Below are 14,705 nucleotides of genomic sequence, written 5' to 3' on the forward strand. Positions count from 1 at the left end.
TTCGCCAAGTACTCCGGGTTGTCCTCTGTGATCGGAGACTTTCAGAAGTCGATGGTTCCGAAGGGGTTCGACTTCGCCAAGTACTCCGGGTTGTCCTCTGTGATCGGAGACTTTCAGAAGTCGATGGTTCCGAAGGGGTTCGACTTCGCCAAGTACTCCGGGTTGTCTTCCGTGATCGGAGACTTTCAGAAGTCAACACTCCTGGGTTCGAACAGCACGTTCGGGATGAACGTTCCGAACCTGTCGATCTTCCAGCCCTCGGCAACTGCGTCGAAGATCGCCGAACTGTACGCGCCCCTGGCAGCTAGGGCCGAGGCGCTCCGCAAGGCGTATCTCCCATCCGCAAATCTTTACGGCGTCGAGGGGCTTTCGATGACGCAGACGGCGGAACTCGCAAGGAACGAGGGCATCTGCCTGCTCCATGTGCCGCGCGCTGAAATCGTCAAGGAACTCATTGATGCGGAAGACCTCCTCGCTCGCCGCCAGGTGCTTAGGGACCGTGCTGTCGATATCTTCGACGACTGCACGGCCCAGCTCGACGTATGTGTGAGTCTTGAGCTGAGCGGTTTTGTACCGGCAATGCGCGAATCGATCGATGCGGCGCGAGCCGGATTTATGATGCCCGCACAAGCGCTCGCCACCAGTGTGTTCGACTCGGTCCTCAACCTCGTGTACGACAAAGAGACATACACGATGGTCAAGTCGTTTAGCAGGCGCAAGGAGCCGACGGCTAGCCTGGACGATTTGGATCTTCGCAGCCGCCTGGTCTTCTCGGCACTCTGGCAGGTCTACATGCGGTTTATGCCACACAAGGGCGACCCCATCCCAGAGTCGCTCGCGCGGCACGGTAGTGCCCACGCCGTCGATCCGTTGCAATACACGCCGACTAATACCGTGCACGCGATCATGCTCGGCACTTCGCTACTCCGATACACCAACGATCTCCAAGTCAACGAGGAACTGGAGACTGCGTAAGCCGTGTGACCGGATTGCTACCGGTCGCGCAGCGATGAAGCCGCGCCGGGAGACGACCCGAAAGAGCCCGTCTGACCGGGGCATATGCTTCGGTCAAACGGGCTCTTTATCGCTCACGCGTTGCTACCAGCTACGCCTGCATCCCTGGTGCGTCCTGCATCCTCGTTAAGGCGATCCAGGCCTGCTCGATCGGCTCCGGTCCCGAGGAAGTGCAGATACCGGTTCGTGGTCGCGATCGACTCGTGACCGCACCACGCTTGCACCGTTCCGGGGTCCACACCGCGAGCCAGCCAGAGGCACGCGGCAGTGTGCCGCAGATCGTGCAAGCGTCGCTCCTGCCCGGTCTTCTCCCAACCGAGAGTACGGAGCGTGTTCGACCGCCAGAGTTGCGCGCCGGTCGACGCCGTGAACAGCAGGTCATGCGGAGCCTTGTCCTTGGCCAGCTCGCGCACGATGGGCAGCACACGATTCGCCAGCGGTACCCGGCGCAGCCTGCGACCCTTGGTCGCCTTCACCGGCACCCCCTCGGGCTGGTTGCGCCGGACCATGAGGCCGGGCGTCGGAACCTCCATGAGGTTCGCCACCTGCATGGCGCGCAGCTCGCCCCAGCGCAGCCCGGTCCAGCCCTTGACGAGCAGGATGTCGGCAAGGCGCTCGTCCTTCATCTTCCACGTGAGATACGCGGCCTCAAGCCCGTTCTCCGTGAACGGGTCCATCTCGTCAATCTCGTCGGACCCCTTGGGCACCTTGACCCCAGTGACGGGGTTCGTCGCGATCAACTTCTCCCGCACGCACCAGGAGAAGAACACCGACAGGCTTGCCCGGTACCGCACAACTGAGGACTCCTTGAGCCCACCCGCCAGCAGCTTCTCGAAGGATCGGGCGACTTCGCGATCCTTGACGGACGAGAGGTGCACGTTCTGCATGCTGGCGGGCATCAGGCGTGTCAGGTCGGCGTCCGCCGTGTACGTCTTTTGGGCGACGGTCACGCGGCGGATCTTGAGCCAGCGGTCGAGCGCGGACCGGACCCGCTCCTTTCCGGCCCGAGGGTCGATGCCGCCCGCGAGTGCGGCTTTCTCCCGACGCAGCCAGTCCTGGGCCTCGGTCTTGGTGTCGAAGACTTGAGACGCGACGTCGATTCGGCCGTCCTTCAGCTTGGCGCGCCACCGCTTGCCGTGCTTCGCGACGCTCATGCCGCCACCTTCTCCAGCCAGGCCGCGACGTCGGCGCGGCGGTAGCGCGGCAGCGTGGGAGAGAGCCACGTCACGCGGGGTCCCTTGCTGGCCATGCGCCAGCGGCAGACGGTTGAGGGGGCGACCTTCAGCCAGGCGGCGACCTCTTCGGTCGTCAGGTACTCGTCGGGATCCATGTGGACTCCAATCCCCGTGACGGGCGCAAGACTCTTCTTTCGGGTCCGAACCTCGGTGGTGATGCTCACGGTGGTTGCTCCTTGCTCGCAGCGTCCGGTGGCTACTTCGATAGGTGCTCTGAGGGGGTTAGCCCTGGCATGTGCCAGGGCTAACCCGCCATGGCTAAATCTGGTGTCTGACCTGCGGTTTTAGGCCTGGTGGTTTAGCCCTGGTAGCCCTGGCAAATGCCAGGGCTAAGGCTCACTGGCGGCGACGGAGCATCACCTTGCTCTGGCCTCGGTACTCGTCGTCCGTGCGCTCGATCAGCCCACGGGCGATGAGCGTGTCGGCGGCGGCCTCGAAGTAGTCACGGAGGTTCTTGCCCAGGGCCGACCGGACCGCACTGGCGGGCGTGGGCTCGACGTCGAGGCGGGCAAGGATCTTCTGCGCGGTGCGCCGGACGACGGCGTCGTCCTGGTGCTCGTCGAACGCGGCCCGGGCCTCGGCCCGCTCACGTACGGCTTGGACGGCGTCGGCGCGCAGGGCGTCACGCATCCTTGTGCGGGTGCGGTCCGAGACATCCATGACGTAGTCGGCGAGCTGCCAGTCACCCTCGGTGACGTCGAGGCGTCGGGCCAGGAGCGCGAGCAGGGCGGCGACCTTGAGCCGCACGAGGGACTGCTGTCCGTTGTCGTCGGTCAGCTCCTCGCGCAGCCGCTTGCGGCGCTCGTCCTGGAGTAGCGCCTTGATCGGCGCGGCCACGTTCAGGAGGATGCGGCGGTGCTCGGTCGCCAGCACGGGCGAGGTCCAGGTGAGCGGTTCCGGTGTGGGCGGCAGCTCGTCGGGTGCTCCGGGGTCGGTGGCGGGCATCCACAGGAACCGCTGAGGCGTGCCGCCTGCCGCGTCGTCCAGCAGCGGCCCCGCCTTGCGGGGCTGTACTCCGGCGACGAGGGCCGCGCGGTAGGAGTGCGCGGGGACGATCTTGCGGCGGGTGGCGTCGGCGTTCTGGAAGCCCAGGCCCTCCCCGGTGAACATCTTGCGGACCTCACTGGCGAGGGTGGATGCCTTGCGGCCGACGAGGGCGGTGAGGGTGTCCACCTCGGGCACGTCGAACCACACGGAGTGCACGGCGGGTGTGTCTTCGCCGTCGTCGTCGGTGTCGGTGAACACGTGCGCCATACCCTCACCCGAACCGAGCGGACGCTCGACGATCAGGCGGCCTCCGCCCGGCGGGACGTTCAGCACACCCTCGGCGGCGCGGGTCGCGACGCCCTTGCCGACGCCGGACGGGGCGACGAGGCCGACGAACAGGTTGAGCGAGGCGACGGCGCTGGAGTCGTTGCCCAGGGGCGGCAGGACGACCACGGGCGGCACCGACAGCGCCACGCGGGCCAGGGTGCAGCCCAGGACGGCCCAGGGTGAGGCCATGGCGGCGCGGGCGTACTGGCGCACGGCGGCCAGCTCGGGGCGCGCCTCCCAGAACACCGACTCGGGGTCCAGGTCCTCGGTTCCGGTGTGGAGCTCGGGGGTCGTGGCGGTCATCGGGCTACCTCCTCGGTGTCGAGGCGACGCCAGGTCGCCAGGGGCGTGCCGTCGTCGTCGGTCATCGCGGCGGCGCCGTCGGCTACCTCGTCGGTGAGCCACGCGACGTCGGACACGGTCCGGGCGTAGAGCCGCTCGACCTTGGGGAAGATCCACCGCCAGGTGATGCGGCGCATGACGAACGTGTCCAGGTCCACCACGGCGAGCAGGTCGCCCACGGGGCTGGTCTCGACGCGCACGGGGTAGGTCCCTGCCTGGGCCTCGGAGAGCTCGAGCCGTCGGCGCTGTCCGTCCTGGGCGGGCCAGTAGCACCAGCTCGTGTGGGTGCGGTGGACGTCGAGAACGAACTCCTCGACGCGGCGGGCGGGCAGTGCCGGCACGGCGGCCAGGTGGTGGGTGGTGTGCTTCATGGTCGTGTCTCCCTCGGGGTCAGGCGGCGGCGTGGACGGAGTACAGGGCGGGCGGTGTGGGCCAGGTGGCCAGGCAATCGGCGGGCGTCGGCAGCGGCTTGGCCTCGCCCCAGGGCCGGGGGCGGGCGAGGTTGGGGCGGACGGCGTCGGACATGGCGCGGAAGTGGCGGAACCTGGCGGCGGCCTCGTCGTCGGCCAGGCGGCGGCCCTCGGGGATGCCGTCGGCGTGCCCGGCGTCGTACCCCTCGGCGTGCCCGGCGGCGCGGCCGTCGTGCCAGCCGACGTTGTGGCCGGTGGTGTAGCCGTGCAGCCATGCGGCGATGACCTGGCGGGAGTAGGCGCGACCGGCGGGCGGGGTGCTGGTCATGGCGGGTCTCCGTTCCTGTTCTGCTGCCTGTTTTTGGCATGGGTGGGGTAGGGGCACGGCGGGTAGCGGTAGCGGCCCGCCGTGCCCTCAGAACTGCGTGAGGTGGGGGTTTCGGGGTGCGCCGGGAGGGGGTGCTACCCCGCTACTTCGTTGGAATCACGCCGTTTTCGGCGGTAGCGGAGCCGCTACCGGTAGCGGGGCCTCCGCTACCGTTCGCCGGGTGCTCGACCAGTGCGGCGGGGGTGGGGTGGGCTACCTCGGCGGGCATCGGCCCGACGGCGATCCGGGCCATGAGCGAGACCAGCGCGGCGGCGAACGCGATGACCGCGACCACAGCGGCGAGCGACGCGACCACGTCCAGCCCGAGGGCCGTGGCGGCGATGGTGAGGCCCATCGCCACGACGAACACGGTGCCGGTGCGGCGTACGGCTCGCTCGACGGCGGCCACGAGCTGGCGAGCGTCGCGCACGAGTTCGGCGTACTCGGTCGGGCTGAGGTTGTCGTTGCGGTTCACGGTTCCTCCTGCGGGGTGGCGGGTGGTGCGGGTCAGGCGGCGGTGTGCCAGTGCTCGGGCAGCTCCTCTCCCTCGGCGGTGTAGAGCCGTTCGGCCCATGCGGTCTCGAATGCCTCGACGGTGAGCCGGGGGTGAGCCGCCCAGAACTCGCGCAGCTCGGGCGAGGCGTACGCGGCGGCGAACGATCCTCCGGCGAGGAACAGGCGCTCCTCACTGACTCCGGCGGCCCGGCCGCGCGCGTTGAGCAGGACACCGTTGGTGGCGCGGTAGGCGGCGGCGATGTGGGCTTCCAGGTAGTCGCCGTACTCGGACCGCATCGCGGCCCACTCCCGGGCGGCGCGCTGGAAGATCGGGGACATGTCACGCCGCCTCGGTGTCCGTGTCGGTGGCGCTGTCCGTGCCCGGGCGGGCGTCGGACAGCAGGCGGCGGGCGGTCCGGTCGGTCACATGGTGGCCCTCGGCTGCCAGGGCGGACAGCGCGTCACGGGCGGTGGCGTCCGGGTTGGCGGAGAGCAGCCCGGACACGATGTCCAGACGGGCGGCCCGGTCACCGTTCGACACCGGGCGGACGGTCCGGGGCTTGCTCGGGCGGACAGCGGCCCGGACGGTGGCCCGGACACGGGGCGTGTCCTGTCCGGCCGCCGGGGTGGCGGACAGCCGGTCAGCGTCCGCCTCGGTGTCCGTGATGATGTCCGCCAGTTCTGCCCGGACAGCGTCGGCGGCGCGGTCGGTGTAGTCCGGCCCGGACACGACCGGCCCGGCCAGGTGCCCGGCCACGCGGTTGTTCGCCTCGACGTGTAGGCGGGCCACGTCGGTGACCGCGTCCGCGACGGCGGACAGGGAGTCCATCCACTCGGCGGTCTGTGTCCGCATCTGGGCGGGCGGTACGGACTTGAGTGCGACCGCGCGGGCGGTCCGGCGGCGGGCCTCGGCGCGCTCGATGGCGCGGCGGGCGGCGGGGGTGCCGTCGTCGGCGGCGTGCGCCCGGACAGCGTCCTCGGTGGTGAGGAACAGGGCGTGCATCCGCATGGACTGGCGCATGCCGGACCAGGTCGCGCCGGTCGCGAGGTGGCGGTCACCGATCAGGGCGAGGTGCCACATGAGGGCGGCGAGCAGCGGCACGATGAACCGGAACAGGACCGCGCCGACCGGGTGGCCCATGTAGAGCTCGTGCCACGCGGCGAACACGCCGGACGCGGACGACAGCGCCCACGTGAGCGTGAGCAGGGTGCCGCCGGGCCGGTTGTCCCGGGCTGCCTCACGCGCCAGGAGAGCGACGGTGACGAGCGAGAGCTCGAACACTCCGGCGGTGGTGTACGCGGTGCCCTGGTCCATGCCCAGCACGTCGCGGCCGAACCCGACCATCGCGAGGTAGGCGGACAGCGTCGAGATGACGGCGACGGAGACGGCTCCGCCCAGGACTAGGCGGCGCGACCCGCGCCGCGGTGCATCGGTGGTGGTGTGCGTGGTGCTCATGGTCAGTCCTCCTCGGTGGTGGTGTCGGGCAGTGCGATGACGTCGCCAGCGGCCTTGACGACCTCGGCGCGCACGAGGCCCTTGCGGACGTTGTTCGCGCCGGTGCCGTGCTTGACGTTCTTGGCGGTGACGCCGTGGCGCTTGGCGGCGGCGTTGACCTGGGCGGCGTCCCAGCCCGCGTAGAGGGTGGGCTTGTGCTCGGCCAGGCGGGCGGCGAGCTCGTCGGACCAGATCTTCCCGTTGGCCCACTCGGGGTCGTTCTCGGGCCAGACGGCGAGCAGGTGGTCGAGCACGGTGGAGTGGTCCAGGTCGGCGGGGATGTCCCCGGCGGCCATGCCGGTCAGGAGGCCCTTGGCCTCGCGGATGGCGCGGGAGCGCTCGACGATCTTGTCCGAGGACGCCCCGTCCACATTGGCACCCCGTACGAGCTGCGGGTCAGCCTTCTCGCCCGCCAGCAGGGCTACGCCCTTGGCCTCGGGGTCGAGGTCGGTGGCGCGGTGCCCGGCCTTGTACATGCTCGTGCCGAGGACCATGTCGTTGGTGGTCTGGTCACCGACCCGCAGGCAGATACGGATGCTGATCAGCGCCGAGATGGCCGTGGGGATCGCGTCCTTGTTCGGGCGCTGCGTGGCCAGGATGAGGATGATGCCCAGGGCGCGGCCCAGGCGGGTGATGTCCTCGACCAGCGAGGCAATCTCACTGCCGTAGGTCGGGTCCTTGAACGCGAGCTGCGACTCGTCGATGACGAACAGCAGCGGCTTGATGCCGTACCGGTTGGCGAGCTCGTCGGTGACCTTGGACTCGGGTACCTGGTCACGCGGCAGGGACCGGATGAACGCGGAGCGGCGGCGCACCTCCTCGCGGACGTTGCGCAGGTCGTCCCGCAGTGCCTTGAAGTCGTCCGGGTCGTCACCGGACTGGCACACGTGGGCTACGGGCTTGAGCGCCAGCAGGTCGCCGGTGCCCTTGAGCTCGTGAATGTGCAGCTCGGTGCGCGGGTCGAGCATCGCCCCGAGGATCAGGACGCGGAGCAGGTAGGTCTTGCCCATGCCGGGCAGGCCACCGACGACGACGTTGTTGTACATGAGGTTCACCGAGACCTGGCGGCCGCGCTGGTCCTCACCGATCGGGAAGGGCTCGAACACGTTGGTCTCGCCCTTGTTGCGGAGCTTCCACTCGACGTCACGCCGCTCGGAGAGCGCCTTGTCTGCGATGTAGAGGTTCAGGCGGCCCGGGTTCGCTTTGTGGTTGTTCTCCGGCCACACCGTGTCCAGCGGGCGGCGCAGCGCGGAGGCCAGGCGGTCCTTGCGCTCGATCACCATGGCCGTGGTCGCCCCCGGCACCAGGTCAACGTGAATCTCGACCCCGCCCGTGGTGGGGAAGATCCGCAGGACCTTGTTCTCAGCGCGGCCCGCCTTGACCTCGCCCATGGAACCCAGACCGAGGGTGAGCAGGGCGTCAGTGACGACGTCCACCGTCAGCTTGGGCACCTCGCCCTCGTGCGCCTCCACGATGGGCTTGGTGACGTTCTTCGTGCCGACGACGCCGAACGCGGTCAGAGCGGCGGTACCGGCCGTGATCGCGGCGGCGGTCAGGGTCTCGGGACCGCCGTAGCTGTACAGGGTCACGCCGCCGACGCCGGAGACCATCCCGGCGGCGGCGAGGCCAGCCAGGCGGGCGCGGACGCCGTCGGCGTGCTCCTTGCGGAGTGTCTTCCACTCGCTCGTGCCGCGCACACCGGCCATGAGGGCGGCGCGGGTGGCCTTGTTCTCGGCGTCGGTCACCCACCGCGACAGGCCACGCACGCACAGCCCGAACCCGACACCGGCCCGGACCAGGAACTTGGGCAGGTACACGAACGGCAGGCGCACTCCGTGGTGGCCGACCCACGAGGCCACGAACTTGGACTCACGCTGGACAGCGGCGAGGAACACCTCGGGCGAGGTGGCCCACTGCGGCAGAACCTGTAGCGGCTCGTGGTCCCCACGGTGCTCCAGGACATGCGGCGCGCGCTCGGCGGCGTCGGACGCCGGGGCGGGCGGGGCGTCGATGACCTCACCCGTGAGGGTGTTGTCCTCGTCGGCCGACGTCGTGCCGGCACTCTGGTCCAGCCCACGAGCGCGGCGCGCGTCGGTGAGGCTGACGACCTCGCCCGGGCCGTTGACGATGGCATCGAGCTCGGCGTCATCGGGGACGTGGTTGCCCGGCGTGGGCTCGTCGTTGGGGGTGGTCATGTTCAGGCCCCCGCCATCTCGTTGGCACCAGAGAACAGGTTGTTGAGCAGGTCGTTGAGGGCCTCGACGCCCCACATGCCGAACGAGGTGGAGGCCAGCGCCAGCCCGAGGCAGACGCCGAGGGTGAGGGTGCCGACCTTGGCGGAGCCGTACTTGACGGCGATGAACGAGACGATCAGCAGGAAGACCAGCAGGGAAACGGTGATCATGTCGGAGCTCCTTGTCAGGCGGTGCGGGTGGCGGGACGGATGACGACCCGGCGGGCCGTCGAGAGCGGGCCACCGGCGGCGTACGCCGGGGCCGTGGACGTGGCGCGGTTGGCGCTGGTCTCGACCGCCGTGCGGAGCGCGACGCCGAGAGCGGCGACGGCGCGGCGGTGAGCCTTGACCGCCACCTCGTCGTGCGACATCGCCAGGCGGCACTCCGCGTCCACCACGGCGACCTCAGCGGCGATGACCGGTTCCTCGGCGGCAATGGCCGCGAGGTCGGTGAACGACGGCTCGACCTCCAACGCGTCGTAAGCGGTGTAGAGGTTCATCGGTTCTCCCCGGTGGTTTCGACACCCTGGACCTCGGCGGCGTCCGCTGCGTCGTGCGCGGCGCGGACGGTGGCCTTCAGTTCCTCGGCACGGACCGACATCTCCAGCGCTTCCCGCCCGACCTCAGCGGTTCCGTCGTCCTCCCGGCCGTGGCCGTGAGTGACGAGCATGCGGGCGGCCCCGGCCAGGTTCAGGCCCGCGTCAAACAGGTAGCGGCGGGCTGAGTCCAGCGCCCCGCTGCGGTACTTCGACATGTCTCACCTCTCGATTGGGCTAGGTTGGCTAGCCATTTGGTCGAACAAGAGGAGGCTTGCACAGCCTGGCTAGCCATGTCAACAGATGAACGGAAGTTGGCTGACTTGGCTGTCCAAGCGGGTATCGTGGAGCGCATGAGCCTTCTCGACCCTGATGACCCGCGCCCGCCCTACCAGCAGGTCGCGGCCGCACTCCGCGCCGCGATCCTCACGCGCACCATCGCGCCAGGCGACAAGTTGCCGTCTCAGAAGGAGCTGGGAGAGCGCTACGGCGTAGCCCGTATGACCGTTCAGCAGGCACTACGCATCCTCAAAGACGATGGGCTCGTGACGTCGCGGCAGGGGAGCGGGATGTACGCACGCGAGCGAACCGAGCGACCCGTCGGGCTCCGGCCACATCTCGAAAAGGCCTTCGAAGTGGACGACGTCCGGATCGACTTCGTGGGCTACACCGCTGAGACGCTCCACGGCGCAATCGCGGAACCGCTCGACAAGATCCGAACCGGCCGCCTCACGCCCAAGTCGATCCACCTCCGCCTCCTGGTGTCCGACATGACCGCCCGCCTGGCGCTACCGGCCGCAACCAGCGGAGACGACGAAGCGAGCACCCACACCCGACAGCGCATGGCGGATATCGGCGCCCGACACATCAGCGCCGTCAGGGACTCCGTGCTCGAACTCGCAGACCTCGAACTCGTCCCCACGGTCACCGTCGAGACCCGCTCGTTCGGTTCCGCGCCGGTCTTCAAGGCGTACGTCATCAACGGCGATGTCGCCTTCTTCGGCTTCTACCCCGTGGTCACACACGAGGTCCGGGTCAACGGAGAGAAGGTCAGCATCTTCGACCCGATGGGCAAGGACGCTGTCCTCTTCCACTACACCGACGATGGCGACCCCGAGTCCATCGAATCAACCTTCGTCACACAGATACGCCAGTGGTTCGACAGCGTCTGGAACAGCGTGGCGACCGAGGTGACCCGGTGACCGATGCCGCGCAGCTCCTCAACGAGTCGGACGCCGTACTCCTCGACTTCGACGGCCCAGTCACCCCGCTCATGCCCGCGCCGGCGAACATGCACGCCGCCGACGCAGCCCGGCAGGCGGTCACCGCCCACGGTGTCGCCTTGCCCGACGACATCGCCGCGACGTCGGACCATCTCGCCATCATCCGCTGGGCTGGAACGCACGCGCCGGAAGCTCTCGCCGACGTCGAGAAGGTGTGCACAGCAGCCGAGCTCGACTCCGCCCGAACCTGCACACCCACCCCCGGTGCACACGCGCTCCTTGCCGCTCTCCACGCCGCTGGAAAGCCGGTCGTCATCGTCAGCAACAACGCCGCAGCACCGATCCGCGCCTACCTCGAACGCCATGGCCTGACGACGTACGTGCGCGACGTTGTCGGACGACCGCACCTCCGGCCGGAACTCATGAAGCCGCATCCGCACACTGTCGAGCGTGCCCTGAAGATCGCGGAAGCCCGCGCCCAGAGGGCCGTCCTTATCGGGGATTCCGTATCTGACATTGAGGTAGCAAGAACAACAAGCGTCGGCTCGATCGGCTACGCCAAGACGCGACAGCGAGGCGTTGAACTACGGGAGGCGGGCGCCGACGCGGTGACCGACGCGATCACCAGCCTCATCGATCGTGGGCATCTGGCCTGATCGAGCGCAGGGTGAACGTTGGTCGGTGCGCATCCGAACGCTGGGATCACACTCCGTCATGGTGGTTCCCTGAGGCATGAACACTCCAACGCCCCATAACGGGCGCCGGGCGCCGATGACCTCGATCCGGCGCGGCGATGCGATCTCGGCTGACGACTACTACCTCTCAAGTTGTGTGAACCAGGCGCGTCTTGCGCTCTACCACCTTGATCGACTGTGGGCCATCGAGGGGACGCCAGCTGACCTCACGGTCTGGCACGAGCGACGAACGCTTGGGGACTTGCCCGTCTGGGCCGAGCTCCAAGGTTTCGTCACGGCCGCGATCATCCTCAACCGGTTCCTCAAGCCCAAGCCGATCCCCCCAAAGGGCGCAACTGGGCCTCGAAAGGCTGAACTAAAGAGCCAGGCCAGCAAGCGCGCCAAGAGACTGAGAGAGCTGCTTGAGGTCGAGGACGACTCGCCGCTGTTCACCATCGAGGCCGTAAGGCACAGCTACGAGCACATCGATGAGCGGATCGACGCCCTCGTGACCGCTGGCGACGTCTGGTCACTCAGCGACTGGTACATCTCCGAAGATCTCTACCTCCTGTCGGTAAGTGAGATCGAGGCCAGGAGCCAGGGGCAGGAGGGCAGGCACGAGAACGTCCGGTACTTTGCGCCGTTCGTTGGCCTGCTCGTGTTCGGCGAGGACGAAATAGACCTGTTCCAAGTGGAGGCTGCCCTGCACGAGCTGCTTGCTGTAAGCGTCGGAGCTACGCAGAAGATCGTGGGGGAGTACCCACCGGGACGCGCGGCGATAGGTACGTTCAAGCCGCAACTGTGGCAGCCTGACCTCTGGCAAAGACGACGCCAGCAGGTCGAGGAGATGCGTGAGATCTACCGCCAGGACGGAAGATCTCGAATGGTCCTGAAGACTGAGCTGAGCACAGTCGACATTCTCGTGCCCAGGATCACCGCGGCCGCGGACGAACAGGACGCCGTGCCGCGGTAGCGGTGTGGATCGATGGTGCACGCCATCCCGGAATCATCGGCGCTGCACCGCATTGGCCCCGGCCGCCCGAAGGATCGACGGCAGACGGCTGAGAGACCTCATGAGTCGTAGTTGCGGACCTCAACCATTCCGGCGTCAATCAACGTAGTGCCGTTCCAGTACCACCGATTGAACGAGTAGGTCGGGTTGTAGGTCAGATTCACGGCCGGGTGAACCTCGGGCGGGCGAACTGGTTCCCAGTCCCGCTCGCCTGTGATTACCGCGCGGACTCCCTGGCTGATGTCCAGGCACGGTTCCTCCACGTTCTCGGGGTAGCAGAACCGCCATTCCCGTTCGTGAGTCCAGTCGCTACGGCCGGGCTGAGGGCCGAGGCTCGTCCGAACCATGAGAGCCTGCCAACCGTCACCGCGAATTGCGCCGGACGCGTCCTGGAATTTCGGTGCGTCGGTGTCGTCCACATAGAGAACCGGCCGCATGCCGGCCTGCCACATCACCGATCGATCGAGAACGACCGCCCAAGGGCTGTAAGTCCCGCGTGTGTTCAAGCCCTGCTTGAAGGCCCACTGGAGTTCGGCAGGGGAGATGTCTGAAGCGCTCACTACGCGATTGGATCCCGACCCCGGCACTTGAAACCCGCGAATCAGGGCGTTGATCGCGATGTTGCTCAGCTTCTCACTGACGGAGAGCTCCTTGACCTGCGCTGGTTCCGGCCCGAATAAGGAACTCCCTCGTGGTCGACCGACGAAGTGGATCAGGAGCGGTTGGATCGGCAGCCAGACCTTCCGATCCGGCACGGCCGGTTCAGTGATGGACACCGCCAGTTGCATGGGCATATGCACATCGTGCCGCCAGCCATTGCCTGGCGCTTGGGAACAGCGCGGTGCAACGCCGTCCGATAGCACGAGATGAGCTCACCGCTATGACGCGCCAGACGCGTTCCGTTTCTGTCGCAGTACAGCGGGAGTGATGATGGGCTGGTGCTTGTGAAGTACCCGGTGACAGGTAGGGCAGACCAGCGCTAGATCCTTCATGGTGGTGACGCTCTCGCCGATCTCGTGCAGAGGGACGACGTGGTGAACGTCGATGACTCCCTCGACGCCGTACGCCTCGGAGGACTCGAAGTCGCAGACCTCGCAGGCGAGGCGGCCGGTCTTCTTGAGTACGCTCTGCTTCTTCTTGGCGACGAGCGCCCGGTCGCGTTCGCGGCGACGGTGCTCACGGAACAGGATCCGGCCCTCTAGTGCCCCGTACTCCTCGTCCTCACCGGTCTCCTCGGGCGCGTCGTCAGACTCGCCGCGGGAGCGGATCAGGGCGACGGCCTGCGCAAGCTCGCCGGGGCGGTGCGCCCACGCGTCCCACACCCTGGCGTCTCCTGCCCCTCCGTGATCCATACCCTGGCCCTCGTGTGCCGGGTCGATCGACGAGAAGTTGTCGAGCTTGAGCGACACGCTCGAAGGGTTGCGGAAAGCGGGGTTCGACCGAACAGCCTCCTGAAAGATCCGGAGCGACCGCAGCTCCTCGCTGAGGGCTGCGACCTTCGCACTGAAGCCCTGGCGGCCCTGTCCCCGGATGTGCAGGTAGAGGTCGAGGGCCAGCATCAACTCATCCACGGACCAGTTAGGCGGCATCGTGGGACGGGTGACCTCGAAGCCGAGCTTGTTGAGGCGGTTCGCGACCGTGCTCTCACCGCCGGAGAACATGTCAGGCGACATGAGAGTGCCGGTCTGGTACAGGTGAGCCACGCCTGTAATTGCCTTCGAGTCGTACCGCTTTCCATCGATCACGATGAAGTAGTCCCTGGCGGGCTTGAAGCCGTACTTGCCGAGGAACGCCTCGCGTCCGCTGGCCTCGAACTCGGCAATCGCCTTGTTCACGGCTTCGGGGTCTGTCAGATCTGCGAGGCTCATATGGCGAACGTATCCGCAGGGTGTGACATCCGCGCTGCAGCACTTCCGCCCAGCCCTGTTGGCGTGCCCCCCGGGTGCCCCCCGAGAGCGCATCTACCCGCATCCGATGCACTCGATGCACCCGGAGAATCGGGCCTGAAATAGCAGGGAATTCGAGCCCCCATCGTTCGCAATGAGAAGGTCGGGGGTTCGAATCCCCCTAGCTCCACCCTTGGAAGGGCCGCTGACCTGCTGTGTTAGCGGCCCTTCGTATTGCCCGGATGCGGGTTCCGAGGACTGCGGACACGGTTCGTGACACGGTTGCGCGGGCGCCGTCTCGGGTGCGTGTGCAGGTGAGACTTGAACCCCTATGACGGCGTAGACGGTACGGGTCGAGACCCTTGTGGCGGCGGTGACTGAGGTGTCGCTGGTGGACACGATCGAGACACGGTTGACTCGGAGGGCAGTGATGCGCCTGGGTTCATCGCATGGGAAAGCGACGTTTGGA

18 protein-coding genes are annotated in these 14,705 nt (G+C 67.7%); 4 read left to right on the plus strand and 14 right to left on the minus strand.

Translation table 11 applies throughout. The features are described from left to right. A partial coding sequence (locus tag ACFT2C_RS09765; RefSeq protein WP_377206842.1) for a hypothetical protein occupies positions 1–975 on the plus strand: 975 nt, incomplete at its 5' end. A 113-nt stretch (positions 976–1,088) separates the two neighbouring features. On the opposite strand, the gene ACFT2C_RS09770 is transcribed toward ACFT2C_RS09765, so the two are convergent. From ACFT2C_RS09770 to ACFT2C_RS09825, 12 genes are all read right to left on the minus strand, one after another. After that, entirely contained in the window at positions 1,089–2,168 is a 1,080-nt protein-coding gene (locus ACFT2C_RS09770; RefSeq protein WP_377206843.1) for a tyrosine-type recombinase/integrase, read from the minus strand. Next, positions 2,165–2,413, minus strand: a complete 249-nt coding sequence (locus ACFT2C_RS09775) for a helix-turn-helix transcriptional regulator (protein ID WP_377206844.1) — start codon at positions 2,411–2,413, stop codon at positions 2,165–2,167. Before ACFT2C_RS09775 ends, ACFT2C_RS09770 begins: the two co-directional genes overlap by 4 nt. Positions 2,414–2,585: 172 nt before the next feature. Next, positions 2,586–3,866, minus strand: coding sequence for a hypothetical protein (locus tag ACFT2C_RS09780; protein ID WP_377206845.1), 1,281 nt, complete (start codon positions 3,864–3,866; stop codon positions 2,586–2,588). Continuing rightward, positions 3,863–4,276, minus strand: a complete 414-nt coding sequence (locus ACFT2C_RS09785) for a hypothetical protein (RefSeq protein ID WP_377206846.1) — start codon at positions 4,274–4,276, stop codon at positions 3,863–3,865. The genes ACFT2C_RS09780 and ACFT2C_RS09785 overlap by 4 nt, the downstream gene beginning before the upstream one ends. A 19-nt stretch (positions 4,277–4,295) precedes the next feature. Then, positions 4,296–4,643 (minus strand): hypothetical protein, encoded by a 348-nt coding sequence (locus tag ACFT2C_RS09790; protein ID WP_377206847.1) that lies wholly within the window; start codon positions 4,641–4,643, stop codon positions 4,296–4,298. A gap of 142 nt (positions 4,644–4,785) precedes the next feature. Next, positions 4,786–5,157 carry a hypothetical protein gene (locus ACFT2C_RS09795; RefSeq protein WP_377206848.1) on the minus strand — a complete coding sequence of 124 codons (372 nt, stop codon included), beginning with the start codon at positions 5,155–5,157 and terminating at the stop codon, positions 4,786–4,788. 32 nt (positions 5,158–5,189) lie between these two features. Further along, the gene (locus tag ACFT2C_RS09800) at positions 5,190–5,516 is read right to left on the minus strand and encodes a hypothetical protein (RefSeq protein ID WP_377206849.1); all 327 of its coding nucleotides are present in this window, start codon (positions 5,514–5,516) and stop codon (positions 5,190–5,192) included. A 1-nt stretch (position 5,517) separates the two neighbouring features. Continuing rightward, positions 5,518–6,633 (minus strand): hypothetical protein, encoded by a 1,116-nt coding sequence (locus tag ACFT2C_RS09805; protein WP_377206850.1) that lies wholly within the window; start codon positions 6,631–6,633, stop codon positions 5,518–5,520. Positions 6,634–6,635: 2 nt separating this feature from the next. Continuing rightward, positions 6,636–8,867, minus strand: coding sequence for an FtsK/SpoIIIE domain-containing protein (locus ACFT2C_RS09810; RefSeq protein ID WP_377206851.1), 2,232 nt, complete (start codon positions 8,865–8,867; stop codon positions 6,636–6,638). A 2-nt stretch (positions 8,868–8,869) separates the two neighbouring features. Then, positions 8,870–9,076: a hypothetical protein gene (locus ACFT2C_RS09815; protein WP_377206852.1), complete on the minus strand. Its 207-nt coding sequence runs from the start codon at positions 9,074–9,076 to the stop codon at positions 8,870–8,872. 14 nt (positions 9,077–9,090) lie between these two features. Next, positions 9,091–9,405 (minus strand): DUF6284 family protein, encoded by a 315-nt coding sequence (locus ACFT2C_RS09820; protein ID WP_377206853.1) that lies wholly within the window; start codon positions 9,403–9,405, stop codon positions 9,091–9,093. Next, entirely contained in the window at positions 9,402–9,659 is a 258-nt protein-coding gene (locus ACFT2C_RS09825; protein WP_377206854.1) for a hypothetical protein, read from the minus strand. The genes ACFT2C_RS09820 and ACFT2C_RS09825 overlap by 4 nt, the downstream gene beginning before the upstream one ends. Positions 9,660–9,794: 135 nt before the next feature. On the opposite strand from ACFT2C_RS09825, the gene ACFT2C_RS09830 reads away from it, so the two are divergent. The 3 genes from ACFT2C_RS09830 (at position 9,795) to ACFT2C_RS09840 (ending at position 12,311) form a co-directional block, all read left to right on the plus strand. Next, on the plus strand, positions 9,795–10,643 hold the full coding sequence (locus tag ACFT2C_RS09830; RefSeq protein WP_377206855.1) for a GntR family transcriptional regulator: 849 nt from the start codon (positions 9,795–9,797) through the stop codon (positions 10,641–10,643). Then, positions 10,640–11,320: an HAD family hydrolase gene (locus ACFT2C_RS09835; RefSeq protein ID WP_377206856.1), complete on the plus strand. Its 681-nt coding sequence runs from the start codon at positions 10,640–10,642 to the stop codon at positions 11,318–11,320. The genes ACFT2C_RS09830 and ACFT2C_RS09835 overlap by 4 nt, the downstream gene beginning before the upstream one ends. A 115-nt stretch (positions 11,321–11,435) precedes the next feature. Continuing rightward, positions 11,436–12,311, plus strand: coding sequence for a hypothetical protein (locus tag ACFT2C_RS09840; protein WP_377206857.1), 876 nt, complete (start codon positions 11,436–11,438; stop codon positions 12,309–12,311). Positions 12,312–12,409: 98 nt separating this feature from the next. Here ACFT2C_RS09840 and ACFT2C_RS09845 read toward each other — a convergent pair whose 3' ends face one another. Further along, complete coding sequence (locus ACFT2C_RS09845) at positions 12,410–13,144, minus strand: hypothetical protein (RefSeq protein ID WP_377206858.1); 735 nt, start codon at positions 13,142–13,144, stop codon at positions 12,410–12,412. A gap of 84 nt (positions 13,145–13,228) precedes the next feature. Further along, positions 13,229–14,218: an HNH endonuclease gene (locus ACFT2C_RS09850; RefSeq protein ID WP_377206859.1), complete on the minus strand. Its 990-nt coding sequence runs from the start codon at positions 14,216–14,218 to the stop codon at positions 13,229–13,231. Positions 14,219–14,705: the final 487 nt, after the last annotated feature.

It is taken from the genome of Promicromonospora sp. NPDC057138 (assembly GCF_042670845.1).
Classification (GTDB): Bacteria; Actinomycetota; Actinomycetes; order Actinomycetales; family Cellulomonadaceae; genus Promicromonospora.